18 protein-coding genes are annotated in these 17,237 nt (G+C 58.9%); 14 read left to right on the top strand and 4 right to left on the bottom strand.

The window, feature by feature from the left end; all coding sequences use genetic code 11:
• Nucleotides 1-6 precede the first annotated feature (6 nt).
• From hemZ to glmS, 14 genes are all read left to right on the top strand, one after another.
• On the top strand, nt 7-1,476 hold the full coding sequence (gene hemZ / locus C7J97_RS04395) for a coproporphyrinogen dehydrogenase HemZ (RefSeq protein ID WP_113992138.1): 1,470 nt from the start codon (nt 7-9) through the stop codon (nt 1,474-1,476).
• On the top strand, nt 1,442-2,377 hold the full coding sequence (locus C7J97_RS04390) for a uridine kinase family protein (protein ID WP_113992137.1): 936 nt from the start codon (nt 1,442-1,444) through the stop codon (nt 2,375-2,377). Before hemZ ends, C7J97_RS04390 begins: the two co-directional genes overlap by 35 nt.
• 172 nt (nt 2,378-2,549) lie before the next feature.
• On the top strand, nt 2,550-2,975 hold the full coding sequence (locus C7J97_RS04385) for a zinc ribbon domain-containing protein (protein ID WP_015538328.1): 426 nt from the start codon (nt 2,550-2,552) through the stop codon (nt 2,973-2,975).
• A 164-nt stretch (nt 2,976-3,139) separates the two neighbouring features.
• On the top strand, nt 3,140-3,865 hold the full coding sequence (gene mazG, locus C7J97_RS04380; RefSeq protein ID WP_113992136.1) for a nucleoside triphosphate pyrophosphohydrolase: 726 nt from the start codon (nt 3,140-3,142) through the stop codon (nt 3,863-3,865).
• Between the two features lie 53 nt (nt 3,866-3,918).
• Nucleotides 3,919-4,188: an HU family DNA-binding protein gene (locus C7J97_RS04375; protein WP_015538329.1), complete on the top strand. Its 270-nt coding sequence runs from the start codon at nt 3,919-3,921 to the stop codon at nt 4,186-4,188.
• Nucleotides 4,189-4,262: 74 nt separating this feature from the next.
• Nucleotides 4,263-4,508 (top strand): RNA-binding S4 domain-containing protein, encoded by a 246-nt coding sequence (locus C7J97_RS04370; RefSeq protein ID WP_005926856.1) that lies wholly within the window; start codon nt 4,263-4,265, stop codon nt 4,506-4,508.
• A 45-nt stretch (nt 4,509-4,553) separates the two neighbouring features.
• Nucleotides 4,554-4,832, top strand: coding sequence for a YabP/YqfC family sporulation protein (locus tag C7J97_RS04365; protein ID WP_097786086.1), 279 nt, complete (start codon nt 4,554-4,556; stop codon nt 4,830-4,832).
• On the top strand, nt 4,832-5,305 hold the full coding sequence (locus tag C7J97_RS04360) for a hypothetical protein (protein ID WP_113992135.1): 474 nt from the start codon (nt 4,832-4,834) through the stop codon (nt 5,303-5,305). Before C7J97_RS04365 ends, C7J97_RS04360 begins: the two co-directional genes overlap by 1 nt.
• A gap of 46 nt (nt 5,306-5,351) precedes the next feature.
• Entirely contained in the window at nt 5,352-5,657 is a 306-nt protein-coding gene (locus C7J97_RS04355; protein WP_005926847.1) for a septum formation initiator family protein, read from the top strand.
• Between the two features lie 46 nt (nt 5,658-5,703).
• Nucleotides 5,704-6,252: a S1 RNA-binding domain-containing protein gene (locus tag C7J97_RS04350; protein WP_113992134.1), complete on the top strand. Its 549-nt coding sequence runs from the start codon at nt 5,704-5,706 to the stop codon at nt 6,250-6,252.
• A 94-nt stretch (nt 6,253-6,346) separates the two neighbouring features.
• Nucleotides 6,347-7,543, top strand: coding sequence for a THUMP domain-containing class I SAM-dependent RNA methyltransferase (locus tag C7J97_RS04345; RefSeq protein WP_044960680.1), 1,197 nt, complete (start codon nt 6,347-6,349; stop codon nt 7,541-7,543).
• A gap of 271 nt (nt 7,544-7,814) precedes the next feature.
• The gene (locus tag C7J97_RS04340; protein WP_015538334.1) at nt 7,815-8,684 is read left to right on the top strand and encodes a DUF5685 family protein; all 870 of its coding nucleotides are present in this window, start codon (nt 7,815-7,817) and stop codon (nt 8,682-8,684) included.
• A complete protein-coding gene (locus C7J97_RS04335; protein ID WP_113992133.1) occupies nt 8,681-9,238 on the top strand; it encodes a hypothetical protein in 558 nt (185 codons plus the stop codon). The genes C7J97_RS04340 and C7J97_RS04335 overlap by 4 nt, the downstream gene beginning before the upstream one ends.
• Nucleotides 9,239-9,522: 284 nt before the next feature.
• Nucleotides 9,523-11,343 carry a glutamine--fructose-6-phosphate transaminase (isomerizing) gene (gene glmS, locus C7J97_RS04330; protein WP_113992132.1) on the top strand — a complete coding sequence of 607 codons (1,821 nt, stop codon included), beginning with the start codon at nt 9,523-9,525 and terminating at the stop codon, nt 11,341-11,343.
• Between the two features lie 80 nt (nt 11,344-11,423).
• Here the strand turns inward: glmS and C7J97_RS04325 are convergent, their stop codons facing one another.
• The 4 genes from C7J97_RS04325 to C7J97_RS04310 form a co-directional block, all read right to left on the bottom strand.
• Nucleotides 11,424-12,947, bottom strand: a complete 1,524-nt coding sequence (locus tag C7J97_RS04325) for an Ig-like domain-containing protein (RefSeq protein WP_113992131.1) — start codon at nt 12,945-12,947, stop codon at nt 11,424-11,426.
• Nucleotides 12,948-13,010: 63 nt separating this feature from the next.
• A complete protein-coding gene (locus tag C7J97_RS04320) occupies nt 13,011-14,123 on the bottom strand; it encodes an HlyD family secretion protein (RefSeq protein WP_113992130.1) in 1,113 nt (370 codons plus the stop codon).
• 2 nt (nt 14,124-14,125) lie between these two features.
• Nucleotides 14,126-14,581, bottom strand: coding sequence for a hypothetical protein (locus tag C7J97_RS04315; protein ID WP_113992129.1), 456 nt, complete (start codon nt 14,579-14,581; stop codon nt 14,126-14,128).
• A 160-nt stretch (nt 14,582-14,741) separates the two neighbouring features.
• Nucleotides 14,742-17,078: a peptidase domain-containing ABC transporter gene (locus tag C7J97_RS04310; RefSeq protein ID WP_113620954.1), complete on the bottom strand. Its 2,337-nt coding sequence runs from the start codon at nt 17,076-17,078 to the stop codon at nt 14,742-14,744.
• Between the last annotated feature and the right edge of the window lie 159 nt (nt 17,079-17,237).

Here is a 17,237-nt window from a genome sequence, read left to right as displayed (position 1 = left end):
AACGACATGAAGATCTATATCACTGGGCTGCCCTCCGGGTACGAGGTGGAGCATCTTGCCCGCCTGTTTTACCCCATGGCACCCTTGACCCTGACCCCGCCGGAGCCTGCTGAGGACTGCCTGTGGGCAGAAAAGACCAATACCGGTCTGCGGGTGCTGGTGCGGCAGGGCGAAAAGAGCAAAATGCTGGAAGCCCCGCTGCCGCTGCCGGTGGAGCAGGGCGGCGAAACCCCGGAGTTTGCCCTTGCCAGCCTGACTTATGACCTGCTGCGCCAGTGGACGGGCATCCGCCCGCCTTGGGGCAAGATGACCGGTGTGCGCCCGGTGCGGCTGATCCACGATAAACGCGCCGCCGGGTGGAGCGCAGAACAGATCGACCGCTTCTTCTTGCAGCGGTTCGACTGCTCGAAGCAAAAATACGAAATGGCAAAGGAAATTGCCGACTTGCAGGAGCCGATCCTGCGGCTGGGCAGCGCCCCCAAGACGTATAGCCTGTATATCGGCATCCCGTTCTGTCCCTCCCGGTGCAGCTATTGCAGCTTTGTCAGCTGCAATCTGGACCGCGACCGCAAGCTGGTGCAGCCCTATGTGGACTGCCTGTGCAAGGAGGTTGCAGAGATCCGGGCGCAGGCTGAGCGTGCAGGGCTGACCTTGTGCAGCATCTACATCGGCGGCGGCACCCCCACCAGCCTTTCCGCCGCCCAGCTGCGGCAGCTCATGGGCACTGTGCGGGAGAATTTTGACCTGGGCAAGGTCGTAGAATATACCGTGGAGGCAGGTCGCCCGGATTGCACCGACGCCGAAAAGCTGGCGGTCATCAAGGAATACGGCGCTACCCGCATCTCCATCAACCCCCAGACCTTCTCGGACGCGGTGCTGGCAAACATTGGCCGCAAGCACTCGGCACAGGACATTCTGGATTGCTATGCCGATGCCCGCCGCGCCGGACACGAGGACATCAACATGGACCTCATTGCCGGTCTGCCCGGGGATACGGTGGAGGGCTTTGAGCACAGCCTGCGGCAGGCCATTGCCTTGCAGCCGGAGAATATCACCGTCCACACCCTTACCCTCAAGCGGGCGTCCCGCATCGTCATCGAGGACCAGAAGGAAAACGACTACGCAGACGTAGCCGCCATGCTGGAAAAATGCCATCTGCTGGCCGAGGCGGGTTACCGCCCCTATTACCTCTACCGGCAGAAGAATACGCTGCAAAATCTGGAAAACGTGGGCTGGTGCAAGCCGGGTCACGAGGGTTACTATAATATCTATATCATGGAGGAAGTCCAGACCATCCTTTCGGCCGGTGCGGGCGGCAGCACCAAACTGGTGGCCGATGGAGGCAAACGGATGCAGCGCATCTTCAATTTTAAGTATCCGAACGAGTATATCCAGCGCTTTGCGGAGGTACTGGAACGGAAAAAAGGAGTGGCTGAGTTTTATGATCACAATCTGGGTACCGAAACGACTGGTTGAAGTAGACCTGTATAACGTAGCAGCCCGCAGTCCGCAGGCGCTGGCACAGCTGAGCGAGAACAGCTACGCCCGGCGGGTGCAGTATGCTGCCCAGAAGGTACGAGGCTCCGGGGCAAAGATCGTTATGCTGACCGGCCCCTCGGCCAGCGGTAAGACCACCAGCGCCCACTGTCTGGCAAAGGCGCTGGTGCAGCAGGGCACCCCGGCACAGGTAGTCAGTCTGGACAACTTTTTTAAAGGTGCTGCCTACTACCCCAAAATGCCGGACGGCACGCTGGACTACGAAAACCTTGAAACGCTGGATCTGCCCCTCATCAAGCAGTGTCTGCGCCAGCTCAGCGAGACCGGCAAGACCGAACTGCCCATCTACGATTTTGCCACCGAGCAGCGCTCTGCCGAGGTGGAGCCCATCGATCTGCAGGGCGGTGTGTGCATCGTGGAGGGTATCCATGCCCTCAACCCGGAGCTGACCGGCCTTGTGCCGGACGACCAGATCTACCGCATCTACGCCGGGCTGCGGGAGGAATACTGCATCGACGGGCGCCGGGTCATCAATACGCAGGATATCCGCCTGTGCCGCCGCACCCTGCGGGACGCCGCAGCCCGCGGCCGCAGCCCCGCCAAGACCCTTTCCATGTGGGACAGGGTGCTGGACGGCGAAACGCGGTATATCAAGGGCTTCAAGACCACCGCAGACTTTTTGCTGGACACCTCCTTTACCTACGAGCTGGGACTGATCTCCCGGCTGCTGGGCGAGGTGCGCCGTCAGTTCACGCTGGAGGGCCATAACGCTGAGCTGTGGGACGAGACCGCCCGCCGCTTTGAGCAGGTGGATCCGCTGCCGCTGGAACTGCTGCCCGCCGACAGTATGCTGCGCGAGTTCTACGGCAGCCGCACCTGACAAGTGAAAAATGCGTAAAATTTGTTTCCAAACCGGCACCAAACTGTAAAAATTGCGGTGCATTCGTTGCAATTGCCATAACGCTGCGCTATAATGGGAATACGACTCCGGTATGGCGCACTGTGCGCCGCAGTCTGCAGAGAATGCTGCCAGAATAAGAGAGGTGTCTTTTATGGATTTTAACAAGATCAAAGCGATAGGTCTGGAATATGCCGAAAAGGGCAAGAACGCTGCCATGGATCTGGCTGAAAAGGGCAAGACGCAGGCGCTGCTGGTCAACGAGCAGGGCAAGCTGCTCAAGGCACAGCGTCAGCTGGGTGCACTGGTGTACAGTCTTGCCAAGGGCAAGGAGGAGAACCAGCCGCTGGTAGATAAATACATCGAGATGATCGATACCATTGAGCAGGAGATCACCCGCCTGAAGGCTACTCTGACCCCGGCCGAGGCCGCCGAGGTGGACTACGAAGCCCCCATGGAGGAGGCAGAAGAAGCTGCCCCGGAACAGCCCGCCCAGCCTGCCCGCAAGACCTGCCCGCAGTGCGGCGCGCCCGTCTCGGACGATGCACTGTTCTGCAATAAGTGCGGCGCACAGCTGTAAGCCGGTAACCGGAAAAAGCTGCAACAGGGCGGTATCCCCCACAGGACACCGTCCTGTTTTTGTGAAAAGCGCAGAAAACCATGAAAAATGCTGGAAAATTGCGGATTTTTGCTTGAAAAACCGCAACAGCTGCGGTACAATTTACAGTATCTTTTCAAAAGGAGATGGAACGTGTGCTGGACTGGAACCCACAGCCGCCCTATACGGCGGAGCAGCTGCTGCAGGTGATTCGCATCCTGCGGGACCCGGAAAACGGCTGCCCGTGGGATAAGGTGCAGACCCATGCGTCCATCCGCAAAAACTTTCTGGAAGAGACCTGCGAGGCGCTGGAGGCCATTGATGCAGATGACGCCGTTCTGCTCCGGGAGGAACTGGGAGACGTGCTGATGCAGGTGGTGTTCCACGCCGCCATGGAGGAAGAGCGGGGACGCTTTACCTTTGAGGACGTGTGCCGCAACGTCTGCGAAAAGCTGGTGTTCCGGCACCCCAACATCTTTGCGTCCTCCGCAGCGGAAAACGCCGGTATAAATGGCTGGGATGCGCTCAAAAATAAGGAAAAGGGGCGCACTACCCTTGCGGACGAGCTGGCCACCGTGCCCGCTACGCTGCCCGCGCTCATGCGGGCGCAGAAGCTGCAAAAGCGCGCCGCCGGGCACGGCCTTGGGCAGCAGGATGCAGCCGCAGCGCAGCACCGGCTGGAGGCTGCCGTGCAGGCTTTTGGCAAGGCAGAGGACACTGCAAAGCAGGAAGCCGCAGGCCAGCTGCTGTTTGCAGCGGTGAACGCTGCCCGGCTTGCAGGGGTGGATGCAGAGGAAGCGCTGACCTTTGCATCCAAGCGCTTTGCACAGCAGTGTCTGGAACAGGAACAAAGCGGTACTCAGGTCGAATGACCTGCTCCGATAGAACGAGAGAATTTAAGACAAATCAGATGGAGGCAAATAATATGACCAAGACCGACTTGATCGCACAGGTTGCGGCAAACACCGAAATGAGCAAGAAGAGCGCAGAGCAGGCTGTCAGCGCTGTTTTTGAGGCACTGGGCAAGGCAATGACCGAGGGTGAAAAGATCACCATTTCCGGCTTCGGCACCTTTGAGGTGCGCGAGCGCGCCGAGCGTCAGGGCATCAACCCCCGCACTCGCGAGCCCATCACCATCGCTGCTTCCCGCAGCATCGTGTTCAAGCCCGGCAAGTCCCTGAAGGACACCCTGTAATCGGTTCTGTCACGCCGCCGCTGCCTGCACAAGGTGCGGCGGCTTTTTTGCTGAAAGGAAAGGAACGACTCTAAATGCGTCTGGATAAGTATCTCAAGGTCTCCCGCCTCATCAAACGCCGCACCGTGGCAAACGAGGTGGCGGATGCAGGCCGCATCCTCATCAACGGCAAGGTGGCCAAGGCCAGTCAGGCCGTCAACGCCGGGGACATCATCGAGGTCACCTTTGGCAACCGGCCCATCAAGGTGCGGGTGCTCTCGGATGTGGAGCCCCGCACGAAAGACGTTGCCCGCGAGATGTACGAGGTGATCGCGGAATAACAGCCCTGCCTGCCCGCATACACTGCTGGCAGAGGGGGACTGCCTATGGAAAAAGCTGCCGCAAAGCCGCCGCTGCCCCATGACCTAATCTTGGAGAGCCGCAGCAGGCTGACCGTCACCGGGGTGCAGCGGGTGCTGCATTGCAGCGCCGAAAGTGCCGCGTTAGAGACCGGCAAGGGCATTCTGCACCTGTCCGGCGCGCAGATCAGTATGCAGACACTGGATCTGGAAGCCGGGGAAGCAAAGCTGACCGGGCGGTTCGATGGGCTGGAATATACCGCCGCCCGCACAGCCGGCAGCTTCTGGCACCGGCTGTTGCGCTGATGGTGCAGGTGCTGCTGCCCGCCCGGCTCTTGCAGGAAGCCGCCGCCTGTGCTATGCTGGGCGCTGCCCTTGGCGCGGTGCGGGCGTTTCTGCCGGCGCGGGGCAGGGCGGCTTTTGTGCCGGACGTGCTGCTTTCCGGCGCGGTGCTGCTGGCGTGCCAGAGCTATGCCGCCGGGTACAGCAAAGCGGGCGTGCTGCGGTGGTACATGGTGCTGGCAGCCTTTGCAGCCGCCCTTTGCACCGCCGGGGTGCTGGGCATCCCGTTGCGGGCGCTGGGGCGGGGGATAGGCGCTGCTTTGCGCCTGCCTGGCCGTATTTTGCACCGTTTTGCGGTGCAGCCCCTGTGCCGCCGCCGCGCTGCGGCTAAAACTGCCCGCAAATTACGCCGGAACGCGGAAAGAACCGCAAAAAAATCCAAAAAGAACTTGCCAAACCAGCGGGCATTGTTGTATAATTCAAACGTATCAAAGTAAGAGAACAGACGCAGAAGGTCTGCTGTTCAGACAGGAGCGTAAGGCAATGACGAATACGGGACGCAAAAAGCGCAGAAAAAATGCAGTGGTCACCATGGCGTTCCGCCTGTTTTTCGTGCTGCTTTTGCTGAGTATGCTGGCGGCTTATATCTCCAATCAGGTCACCATCAGCTCCAAGCGGGCAGAACTGGAAACACTGAACGAACAGGTGGCGCAGCAACAGACGGAAAATCAGGAACTGCAGCGCGTACTGAGCGGCGATGCCGACCAGATCACCGAATGGGTCGCACGCGACTCTTACAACTACGCCGCACCCAATGAGCGCATCTTTGTGGATGTGACCGGTAACTGACCGCGCGGCAGGTCGAGAGTATTTGGAAAGCAAGGAGTATTGAGTTTTGGCAATTGAGGTAGGGAACGTATTCGAAGGCCGCGTGACCGGTGTAAAGCCCTTTGGCGCATTTGTTGCGCTGCCGGAGGGGCGTGTCGGCATGGTCCACATTTCCGAGGTATCCAACGAGTTCGTGCAGGATATCAACACCGTGCTGCACGATGGCGATGCAGTAAAGGTGCAGGTCATCAACATTGCACCGGACGGCAAGATCGCGCTGTCCATCAAGCGGCTGCTGCCCCCGGTTCCGCGTCAGCCCCGGGAGGGCCGCCCCGCAGGCCCCCGTCCGGGCGGCTTCCGCGGCGGGCAGGAGGGCGGACGCTCTGGCGGCCGCGGCGCAGGTCGTGCCCCCCGTGAGGGCGGCAGAGGCCCTGCCCGGGAGGCTGCGCCTCGTGTGTGGCAGCCCAAGGCACCCGCCCGCTCCGACAACCTGAGCTTTGAGGACATGATGAGCCGCTTCAAGAGCCAGAGCGAGGAAAAAATGGCGGACCTCGATCACGAGACCAACAACCGCCGGGGCGGCGGTTATGCGCCCCGCTGCCGCCGTGGCCGCTGAGCCATCGTATCAGCTGGGATCACAAGGAACACAGGCAGGCCTGTCCCCGGTCGGACAGGTCTGTTTTTTCGGTACAGAACAGAAAGGAACTACCATGCCCGCAAAATTTGAACTGATCGCCCCCTGCTTTTTTGGGTGCGAATCCACCGCTAAATTTGAGCTGACCCGCATCGGCGCAGAGAACATCCGGGTGGAGGATGGCCGTCTGAGCTTCTGCGGTGGGGCTGAGATGATCGCCGCCGCAAACCTCAACCTACGCACCGTGGAGCGCGTGATGCTGCTGCTGGCACGCTACAAGGCCACCACCTTCGACGAGCTGTTCGATGGCGTGTATTCCATCCCGTGGGAGGAGTTTCTGCCTGCGGACGCTGCTTTCCCGGTCACCGGTTCCTCCCTGAACAGCCAGCTGACCAGCATCCCCGCCTGCCAGAGCGTCATTAAAAAGGCGGTGGTCAAGCGCCTGATGAAGGGTCACCGCACCACCGTGTTGCCCGAGAGCGGCGTGGAGTACAAGGTGCGCTTTATGCTGCGCAAAAATGTGTGCGAGATCATGCTGGACACCACCGGCGAGGGTCTGCACAAGCGCGGCTACCGCCGCAACGCCATGGAAGCCCCCCTGCGCGAGACGCTGGCGGCTACTATCGCTGACCTTGGCCGTGTGCGCCGCGACAGCCTGGTGGAGGATCCCTTCTGCGGCAGCGGCACGTTGCTGATTGAGGCCGCACAGAAGGCCATGAACATCGCCCCGGGCCTGAAGCGCCGCTTTGCCGCCGAGCGTTACAGCTTTGTGCCCGCTGCCCTGTGGGCAGAGCAGCGCCAGAAGGCACTGGCAGAGTCCAAGCTGGACGTGGGCTTTGAGGCCTTCGGCTACGATATCGACCCCGCCGCCGTGGCACAGGCCAACGTCAACGCCAAGCTGGCCGGTGTGGAAAACCGCTGCCACTTTGAGGTGGCCGATGTTGCCACCTTTGCCGCAAAGCCGGAGGCCATCGTGCTGACGAACCCTCCGTATGGTGAGCGTCTGGGCACTATTGAGGGCGCTGCCAAGCTGGCGCGCACGCTGGGACAGCAGATGGAAGCCAGCCCCTGCGCCGGTCTGTACGCCATTACCGCCGATATGGACTTTGAACTGCACTATGGCAAGCGCGCCAACAAGCGCCGCAAGATGTACAACGGCATGATCCCCTGCCAGCTGTATATGTACTATAACGCCCCCAAGACCGAAAAGATGGCAAAGCCCATGCCCAAATCCGGCTTTGACGGCAAGCGCACCCATTTTGAAAAGAAGTAAGGGCATTTAAGCCCCGCTCCCGGCAGACATTGCACTGAAAAAGTGTGTCTTTTTTCGGGAAAATCCGGCACAAACACCCGCAGATCATCTTTTGCTGAAAAGAGACGGTCTGCGGGTGTTTTTAATAGAAAAATAGATTTCACAAAATTCGGCATAATGACAAATTACGGCAGTTTTTGCATCCGGTAGTTGCGCTGGCGCATAAAAAGGATTATACTAACCTTATTGACCGCAGGATGCAAAAACTGTACAGAAAGGATGGCTGGCTCTTATGAAGGGACGGATGCGGCCCTATCTGCCGGAACTGACGATCCGGGACTACAATACCTATATGCGTTACCTCCGCGGGGTGCGGCGGCAGATGTATAAGTCTTACGGCTTCTACGCCTGCCATCTGCTGCGCACCAACGGGGTACTGTTTGCCATCCTATCCGACAGTCTGGCAGGACGTATGCCTACCTGCAAACGGCAGCGGGTGCCCGGTACGCTTTTTCGGCGCAGCATGATGTGCCAGACGCTGGGCATCCGGCAGGCGGCGCAGACGGAGATCCTGATGGGCTGGCATAACCTACAGGACCGCAAGTACAGCGAGCTGCGCCCGGCGAAGCGTGTGCGCCGCGCAGTGGACAAGCTGCTGCTGCGCCGCGCCTACGACAAAGCACGGCAGGAGAACCCGGCACTGGAGCGGCTGTTTGCGCAGGAGCGGGAGCAGGCGGTGGTGCAGATGAACCTGAGCGCCAAAAACTACGCCCTTGCCGCCGAGCCTATGAGCAACGTTTACGGCGCTTTGTACTCCACGCTGGCTACGGATGACCCCAACCAGCGCAAGAGTATGCGGTACATCGGCAGCTGCATCGGCCGCATCTTCTATCTGCTGGACAAGGCCGAGCGCTTTGAAGCCGACCGCCGCAATGGCCAGTACAACGTGTTCGTGGTCAATGAGCTCAACGGACAGGCTGCCGCCATAGAGAACGCCCGGCGGCAGGCGCTGGCAGCGGTCAACGACCTGATGCGGGCGTACAAGATGCTGGATCTCAAGCTGAACGACACCCTGCTGAACAATATCATGATCCTGGGCCTGCAGCACGCGGTCTACCCGCTGGAGCAGGACGCCGATACCGAAAAATGGGAGATCCCATGAAGAAACGAAAAAGCAAAAGCTGGTCCATGGCCTACTGCGGCATGGCAGCGGCACTGTGCGTGGCACTGATGCTGCTGGGCACCATCATCCCCATTGCCATGTTCATCGCGCCTGCGGTGGCCAGCTTTCTCATTGCAACGGTGTGCATGGAGTGCGGCATCACCATGGCGTGGACGGCCTACGCCGCCGTCAGCCTGCTGGGGCTGCTCTTTGTGCCGGATAAAGAGATCGCCCTGATCTTCACCGTGCTGCTGGGCTATTACCCGCTGGTAAAGCCCCGGTTTGACCGCATCCGTCCCCGGGCATTGCAGCTGGTGTGTAAGCTGCTGCTGTGCAACGCGGCGGTGCTTGCCATGTACGGTCTGCTGCTTGTGCTGGTACCGGCGGGCAGCGTCTCGCAGGAGCTGCGCACCACCGCACTGGCAATGTCCCTGCTCACACTGGGCATGGGCAACGTGGCCTTTGTCCTGTACGACCGCGCACTGTGCAATATGCTGCTGCTGTACAAGCTGAAGTGGCAGCCCAAGCTGCATAAAATGCTGGGGATGCACTGAACCACAAAACATTGAAAGAAGGAATGTGTACCACAAGCTGACGTAAAGCGCCGGGCCACACGGGTGACAGCCGTGAGGGTGACGAGGAGAGGAATCATCGAAAGATTCGGCGGGTGTTTCTCCGGCTGAGGGCTATACCAGCCGCAGAACAGGGCAAAAACCGGCAGCAATACCGAAACAGAACCCTGCAAAGAAAGCCATACAAGAACATAGACTTTGATAGAGGAAACTGACTGTGCAGCAGCGCATTTCGGCGCGCCGCAGTCGGTCTGGAGGTATTTTGTATGTGTGGCATTGTAGGTTATGTCGGGATGCGCAGCGCCCAGCAGGTGCTGCTGGACGGTTTGGAAAAACTGGAGTACCGCGGGTACGATTCTGCCGGTGTGGCGCTTACCCAGAGGGACGGTATCCGCGTGGTCAAAAGCAAGGGGCGGCTTTCCACCCTGCGCAGTAAGCTGGAAGAGCTGGCGCTGCCCCAGAGCAGCTGTGGCATCGGTCATACCCGCTGGGCGACCCACGGCGAGCCCAGCGACGTGAACAGCCACCCGCACTCCACACCCCGGGTCAGCATCGTGCACAACGGCATTATTGAAAACTACGGCGCTTTAAAGGAGCGTCTGATTGCTAAAGGCTACACCTTTGCCAGCGAGACCGACACCGAGGTGCTGGTAAAGCTCATCGACAGCTGCTATCAGGGCGAGCCTTTACAGGCTTTGCAGGCTGCGCTTGCCAAGGTGCGGGGCAGCTATGCGCTGGCGGTGCTGTTCAAGGACTACCCGGACACCATCTTTGCGGTCAAGCGGGAAAGCCCGCTCATCGTGGGCTGGGGTGAGGGCGAAAACTTTGTGGCCTCGGATATCCCGGCGCTGCTCAAGTACACCCGCAGCTACAGCGTACTGGAGGAAGGGGACATGGCCGTGTGCACGGCACAGGGTATCCGCTTCTATAACGAGTTCGGCGAGGCAGTGGAGCGCGAAAAGCTGACCGCAGACTGGGATATGGAAGCCGCGGAAAAGGGCGGCTACCCCCACTTTATGCTCAAGGAGATCAACGAGCAGCCCGCCGCCATCACGGCAACGGTCAGCCCCCGGGTGGAGAATGGCCTGCCGGAGCTGCGCATCCCGGAATTGACGGATGAAAAGCTGCGCAGCATAGGCACAGTGCATCTGGTGGGCTGCGGCACGGCCATGCACGCCGGCATGGTGGGCAAGACCGCCATTGAGGCGCTGGCGCGGGTGCCCGCACAGGTGGATATCGCCAGCGAGTTCCGCTACCGCGACCCCATCTTGAAGCCGGAGGATCTGGTCATCATCATCAGCCAGTCCGGCGAGACCAGCGATACGCTGGCCGCCCTCAAGCTGGCCAAGAGCCGGGGCGTGCCGGTGCTGGCCATTGTAAACGTGGTGGGCAGCAGCATTGCCCGGGCAGCGGATTACGTCATGTACACCTACGCAGGGCCGGAGATCGCGGTAGCGTCCACCAAGGCCTATATGGTGCAGCTGTGCGTGCTGTACCTGTTTGCCCTGCGTCTGGCCTACGCGCGGGGGCAGCTGACCGAGGAAAAGACAAAGTATTACACCGCCCAGCTGCTGCACGCGCCAGAGGTCATCAAGCCCCGCCTTGCGGACTGCGAGCAGATCAAGTACCTTGCCAGCCGCTATGTGAACACCCAGAGCTGCTTTTTCATCGGGCGCGGGTTCGACTATGCCCTCTCGCTGGAGGGCAGCCTGAAGCTGAAGGAGATCAGCTATGTGCACTCGGATGCCTACGCAGCAGGGGAGTTGAAGCACGGTACCATCAGCCTGATCACGGACGGTGTGCCGGTGATTGCGCTGGCTACCCAGAAAAACGTCTACGAAAAGACCATCTCCAACGCCAAGGAGACCCGCAGCCGCGGGGCACGGGTGCTGCTGTTCACCACCAAGGACGCGGAGGTGCCGGAGGGCGTTGCCACCGAGGTCATCCGCTTGGACGAGTATGACGACATTCTGATGCCGTTGCAGCTCATCGTGCCGCTGCAATTGTTTGCTTACTATATGGCCGTTCTGCGCGGCTGCGATGTGGATAAGCCCCGCAACCTTGCCAAGAGTGTAACGGTGGAGTAACAGGGGAGAATAGAACACAAAACCGCCCGTTGCACGAAATGCTGTGCAGCGGGCGGTCGTATATGCAGGGGAAGAGGAGCTTACCAGAACCAGTAGCGCTTCTTGAGCACGATGTAGGCAATGGCGATGAGGATCACTACCACGCCGCCTGCGATGAAGAAGGTCCAGTTGATATCACCGAACCGCAGGTTCTGGTTGGTCAGCAGGTAGCGGCCGGCAGTGTCGGCGGTGATGACGCCGTCCTTGTAGCTGTTCAGGAACTGCCACTTGTTGCTGATGGTGTTGTACAGGTACAGGCGGGAGTAGGTGCTCACGTCCAGTTCCAGCTGCACCGCGCAGGGAAGGGTACGGCCGTTATCCAGCTCAAACTCCAGCCCCTCTTCGCTCTCGGTGAAGGTGATGGCGGTGTCGATCTCGCTGGTGGTACTCTTCACGTCCTTACCGGAAACATTCAGAGTGTAGCCATCGCCCACAACGCACAGGGTCTTGCCGGTGGTGCGCAGGGCGTTCAGGATCTCGCCGGTCACGATGGGAACCTCAGACTGGGCGAACACCACCTGATCCTCGGTGCTGTCCTGAATGGTCTGCACCACAGGGTCCAGCGGGATAGTGGTGTTGTCGTCCGGGGTGTTCGTGCCGTCATTGCTGCTGTCGCTGCCGGAGGCGGCATCTGCCGAGCGGTTCACGATGACGGTGACCATGGCAGTAGCCTTGCCGTTGGAGATGGTAATGGAGGTAGAACCGGTGCCTACCGCCGTGACCACGCCCGTGGGGCTGACCGTGGCAATGCTGCTGTTGCCGGACTTGAAGGTGAAGGACTGGGATGCACTGGCAGGGGTGGCCTTGGCCGTAATGGTGCGGGTGGCACCGGGCTTGAGCACGATGTAGTTGGTGTTGGGGGTGATCACCTGTCCGCTGTTGTTGGAGGTGGTGCCGCTTGTGCCGGTGGAGGAATCCGTGGGCAGGGCAAGCACCGTAACAGTGGTGGTGGCTACCACCGAGCCGCAGGTTGCGGTAATGGTGGCTTTGCCGGGAGCTACGCCGGTCACACGGCCAAAGCTGTTCACCGTAGCAATCTTCTCGTTAGAGGAGGTCAGGGTGACAGTGGCGTAGTTGGAAGCAGAGCTGGGGCGCACCTGCAGCGAAGCCGACACCGAGTTGCCCACATAGATGGTATTGGAGGAGAGGGAAAGATCCATCTCGGTCACGATCATGGAGGAGTCCATGGATACCACGATGGTGTAGGCGCAGATCTGGTTGCCGGCTGCTGCCGTAACGGTGGCAGTACCAACGCCCACAGCCTGTACCACGCCGCTGCTGCTTACGGTCAGCACGCTGCTGTCATCGGTCAAAAAGACCACAGAGTCGGTGCTGTAACTGGGGCTGACCACGGGGGACAGCTGCTGAGAAGCACCCAGCAGCATATTGGCAGAGTAGCTGCCGGTGGCAATGCTCTCGGCGGGCACGTCCTTGAGCCATGGCAGTGAAACGCCGTTCTGCTCTTCAACGGGCAGACTGGCTGCGGCAGCGCTCAGTGCGGTGCCGCATACCAGCACACCCAGCATCAGCACACAGGCGGCCAGTTTCTTTGCGGTTCGAATCATGTTGTTTGTACCTCTTTGGGGTGGTGTAGAAGGGGGCATCCTGCCGTGCTGCATAATCCGCTTTTAGCGGAACAGCACGCCCAGAGCCTCCATAGCATACTCAAAATAGGTGACCTGATCGTATTCCACGCGGGCGGTCACGCTCATACCGTTGGAAAGATCTACCTTGTCGCCGCTACGGCTCACCACATAGGTGGCGTCGGGCTTGATGGTCATCTTGTAGTAGGAGCCGTTGTTGCTGGAGGTCACATCGCTATCAATGGAGGTGACCGTGCCGGTCAGCGTGCCGTAGGAATACTCCGACAGGCCGGTGATGGCGATCTTGCAGGGGTCGCCGACATGCAGCAGGGGGCGGTCGTTCACCGTCACCATGGCCATGATCTCCAGATCATCGTTCTCGCTGGCAACGGTAGCCAGTGCGGAACCGGCGCTCAGCACCATGCCCTCCTTGTAGGGGGTGTCCATGTGGATCACGCCGGAGGTGGGCGCGTAGATGAAGTAATCGTTGGCACCAGTGTTCAAGGAATCCAGCTGCGCCTGCAGGTTATCCACGTTGACCTGTGCACTGGTAATGCTCTGGGAGATGGACTGCATGGTAGAGTAGTACAAAGACTCCAGCTCGCTCTGGTTCTGCTCCATCAAAGCCTTGATCTGGGTGTCGGAGTAACCGGCAGCCTGATAGGTGGTGGCGTCAAAGGTCTTTTGCGCTACCTGACTTTTGTAGGTCTGGTACTGGTAGTAGTAGGGCTGGTCCTCGGCATTCGTCTCGTCGAAGTAGTTGGTGTCGTCCTGAATGCACTTGAGCAGCTTGTTGTACTGATCCAGCTGCTTCTGGTAGATATCCAGCTGGCTTTGCAGGTTATCCTTCTGCATATCCAGATCGGTGCTCTTCAGCCGGGCGATTAGGTCGCCCTCATTCACATAGCTACCCTCAGAGACATACAGCTCGGTGATGGAGCCGGAGTAGCTGGACATGATGTAGGTCTTGTTGGCGGCCTGCACCACACCGCTGTTCTGGCTGACATAGATGCGGTTGGTCTGGGTGCTCCAGATCACCAGAAAAATCATGAACAGACCGGTCAGAATGACAAAGGCGTACCCGTAAGGGGGCAGCTTTTTGTCCATCATGATCCGGCGGTCCTGCAGATCCGAAAGGTTCTGAATGGTTGTCGTCATAATTATTTGGTCTCCATAAATACGTCGATCACGGCATCGTCATCGTCCTGATTGACATAGATGGTATAGTTGTCGCCGGTCAGCTTGATGTCGTTTTCAAAGGCCATGATCTGCAGCTTGGCGGTAGCCAGCTGGTTGTGGCTCATCGGACCAGTGTAGTGGGCGTACAGACAGTTCTTCACCCGCAGCACAGCGTCCATGTGGTAGCCGGGCTCCATCTGGGGGATCATCTGGGTAGCCTGCTGCATCATGTACAGTTCCGGCACATGATCCGGGCCGGTACCCATCTTTACCGCCTGCACCAGCGGGCCGATAGGCTGTGCGCCGTTGCTCTTCATAAAGTTCTGCATCTGGGTCAGGATGACCGGCAGATTGCCCAGTTCCTCAGGGCGCACGAGGCGGGAGAGGACATTGGTCAGCTTGAGGGTCTTGTTTTCAGCAACTTTGATCTCATTCATGATAAATTACCCCTAATCCTGTTATATTTTTAATGTGAACCGAAACAAAAAGGTGCCCGGAAGCGTCTGCCTCCGGGCACACCATAACGAGGCATTTTTTGGTTTCCCAGCGGGAAAGCGCTTATGCTGCATCCGGGCAAAGGCTGCGGATGCGGTGCGGTCAGTAGGTGATGGACTCGCCGTCGTCGTCCTCTTCCACCACAGCAGAAGGTACCTGCGGAGCGGGCTCGGACTTGCGCTTGCGGAAGATGCCCTGCTGCATATTCCACAGCTCGGCATAGCGACCATTCTTTGCCATCAGTTCCTCATGGTTGCCGCGCTCCACGATCTTGCCGTGATCCATCACAAGGATCAGGTCGCAGTCACGGATGGTAGAAAGGCGGTGCGCCACGATCAGCATGGAGCGGTCTGCCAGTTGCTCGTAGATCATGTTGAAGATCAGCGTCTCGGTGGCAAAGTCCAGATTACTGGTAGACTCGTCCAGAATGTAGAGGTTAGAGTCCTTCAGGAAGGCGCGTGCCAGTGCGATACGCTGCTTCTCACCGCCGGACAGGCCGTTGCCGGCTTCCTCCAGATAGGTGTTGTACTGCAGCGGCAGGTGACGGATAAACTCGTGGGCATCGGCCTTCTTGGCAGCTTCCTTCACCTCGTCCAGCGTGGCATCCATGCGGGAGATGCGGATGTTGTCGTAGATGGTCTTACTAAACAGCTCGATGTTCTGGGGCACATAGGCAATGGCACGGCGCACCGAACTGTTGGTGTACTCGGCCAGATTTGCGCCGTTTATGTCGATTTCGCCGTCCTCGGGGTCGTAGTACTTCAGCAGCAGTTTGGTGATGGTGGATTTGCCGCTGCCGCTGCCGCCCACCAGCGCCACCTTTTTACCGGCGGGAATGGTGAAGCTGATGTGATCCAGCGCGGGAGCGCGGTTGCCGTAGCGGAAGGTAACGTCCTTGAACTCGATGTCGCCCTCCACCTTGTCCAGCTCGCTCTGCTCCACACCCTCGGCGGTCTCGTACTCAGAGGGGTAATCCATGATCTCGGTCAGACGCTTCATGGAGATGCTGGCTTCCTGGATCTGCATCTGCAGACCGATCAGGTTGCTCAGGGGGGAGGTGAAGTAGCCGGACAGGGTGCTGAAGGCCATAAAGCCGCCCAGCGTCATCTCGCCGTTTAGCACCTGCGTGATGCCCACGTAGGTGGTAAGCATACTGAAACCGGTGGAGATGAAGGAAGAGATCAGGCCCTGCGTGGTGCTGATGCGGCTGGAGCGCAGGCTGATCTTCAGGCTCTTCATGTACTCGCGTTCCAGATTATCCAGCTCGGTCTGCTCGTTGGCATTGCACTTGACGGTCTCGATGCCGCGCAGGCTCTCGATCATCTGGCTGTTCAGCGCAGCAGACTGTGCCATGCTCTCTTCGTTGATCTTTTTATAAGGCTGTTTGTACACCAGCACCAGAAGGATGCTGACCAGCGCCATGAACAGCGAGATGGAGAACAGCATGGCGTTCATGCGGAACAGAATGATGCCGGTGATGACAGCCATGGAAATATCCATCACAAGGCTCAGCGCGATGCTGGTAAAGATAGATTTGATGGTGTTTGCGTCCGAGTAACGGGTGGTGATATCACCGGTCTTGCGGGTGGCAAAGAACTTCATGGGCAGGTTGAAGATGTGCCCGAAGTAACCCAGCATCAGCGGGATATCGATCTTGATGGACAGATGGATCAGCACCCATTGGCGCACAAAGCCGATCAGCGTGCTGGTAATGCTGACCACACTGAACACCAGGATCAATGTGACCAGCAGGCTGTTCAACCCGTAGGGCAGCACCTCGTCCATCAGGATCTTATTAAACATGGAGGACGCGATGCCCAGAATGGTGGTGATGATCGAACTGAGGATGGCGTAGAAGAACAGCTTTTTCTGGGGCAGCAGCAGGTTGATATACCGCTTCATCATGCCGCCCTTTTCAATCTTGCCGCCCTTGAACTCCGAGGTGGGGTTCAAAAGCAGCAGAACGCCGGTAAAGTTCTTGTAGAACTCGTCCAGACTGATCTTTTTCAGTTCCGTGCCGGGATCGCCGATGATAACGTAATCCTTGCACTTATGCTTTTTGCCCTTTTTCTCTTCTTCCTTGCGGGTCTCGGCGTCCTGCAGCATATGCTTGCGGCGTGCGCCATCATCCTTGATGGTGGTCTTTTTGAACACCACAACAAAGTGAGCCAGACCCTGATCGGTGATGACCTGTGCAATACAGGGAAGCGAGAAATCGCTCAGAAAGTTTTCGCGGTCCACGCGGACTGCGGCGGTGGTAAAACCAAGTTCATTGGCGGCTTTTTGCAGGCCTACAAGGTTGGTGCCTTTCAGGTCGGTGCCCATCATATCCCGCAGGCGGGTAATGGTAACTTCCTTTTTGTAGTGCAGGCACACCATGGCCAGACAGGCAGCCGCACAGTCGGTGGTATCGTGCTGCCGGACGTAGGTATAACGCATAGATGTTTCCTTTTACTCTCAAGATTTATTCAAACGACACCAAGCCGCCCTGCCGCCCTGCGTTTGCCGCACAAGACCACCGGCTTGCCTGCTGATTTGACCAACGAAAAAACTGCGCTCCTGCACGGCAGTCTTCTGACCGGGGAGCGCCTGTCTGTG

Origin of the sequence: Faecalibacterium prausnitzii (assembly GCF_003324185.1) — a bacterium.
GTDB lineage: Bacteria > Bacillota > Clostridia > Oscillospirales > Ruminococcaceae > Faecalibacterium > Faecalibacterium prausnitzii.
Note: the sequence above shows the minus strand (reverse complement) of the source record. Positions and strands in the feature narration are given on the sequence as shown.

Excerpts from the sequence above, each read along its gene's own strand:
- hemZ (WP_113992138.1), top strand. The coding sequence starts at position 7 with ATGAAGATCTATATCACTGGGCTGCCCTCCGGGTACGAGGTGGAGCAT.
- C7J97_RS04325 (WP_113992131.1), bottom strand. The coding sequence starts at position 12,947 with ATGATTCGAACCGCAAAGAAACTGGCCGCCTGTGTGCTGATGCTGGGT.
- C7J97_RS04370 (WP_005926856.1), top strand. The coding sequence starts at position 4,263 with ATGCGTCTGGATAAGTATCTCAAGGTCTCCCGCCTCATCAAACGCCGC.
- glmS (WP_113992132.1), top strand. The coding sequence starts at position 9,523 with ATGTGTGGCATTGTAGGTTATGTCGGGATGCGCAGCGCCCAGCAGGTG.
- C7J97_RS04320 (WP_113992130.1), bottom strand. The coding sequence starts at position 14,123 with ATGACGACAACCATTCAGAACCTTTCGGATCTGCAGGACCGCCGGATC.
- C7J97_RS04375 (WP_015538329.1), top strand. The coding sequence starts at position 3,919 with ATGACCAAGACCGACTTGATCGCACAGGTTGCGGCAAACACCGAAATG.
- mazG (WP_113992136.1), top strand. The coding sequence starts at position 3,140 with ATGGAACGTGTGCTGGACTGGAACCCACAGCCGCCCTATACGGCGGAG.
- C7J97_RS04340 (WP_015538334.1), top strand. The coding sequence starts at position 7,815 with ATGAAGGGACGGATGCGGCCCTATCTGCCGGAACTGACGATCCGGGAC.
- C7J97_RS04360 (WP_113992135.1), top strand. The coding sequence starts at position 4,832 with ATGGTGCAGGTGCTGCTGCCCGCCCGGCTCTTGCAGGAAGCCGCCGCC.
- C7J97_RS04310 (WP_113620954.1), bottom strand. The coding sequence starts at position 17,078 with ATGCGTTATACCTACGTCCGGCAGCACGATACCACCGACTGTGCGGCT.
- C7J97_RS04390 (WP_113992137.1), top strand. The coding sequence starts at position 1,442 with ATGATCACAATCTGGGTACCGAAACGACTGGTTGAAGTAGACCTGTAT.
- C7J97_RS04345 (WP_044960680.1), top strand. The coding sequence starts at position 6,347 with ATGCCCGCAAAATTTGAACTGATCGCCCCCTGCTTTTTTGGGTGCGAA.
- C7J97_RS04355 (WP_005926847.1), top strand. The coding sequence starts at position 5,352 with ATGACGAATACGGGACGCAAAAAGCGCAGAAAAAATGCAGTGGTCACC.
- C7J97_RS04335 (WP_113992133.1), top strand. The coding sequence starts at position 8,681 with ATGAAGAAACGAAAAAGCAAAAGCTGGTCCATGGCCTACTGCGGCATG.
- C7J97_RS04315 (WP_113992129.1), bottom strand. The coding sequence starts at position 14,581 with ATGAATGAGATCAAAGTTGCTGAAAACAAGACCCTCAAGCTGACCAAT.
- C7J97_RS04385 (WP_015538328.1), top strand. The coding sequence starts at position 2,550 with ATGGATTTTAACAAGATCAAAGCGATAGGTCTGGAATATGCCGAAAAG.
- C7J97_RS04365 (WP_097786086.1), top strand. The coding sequence starts at position 4,554 with ATGGAAAAAGCTGCCGCAAAGCCGCCGCTGCCCCATGACCTAATCTTG.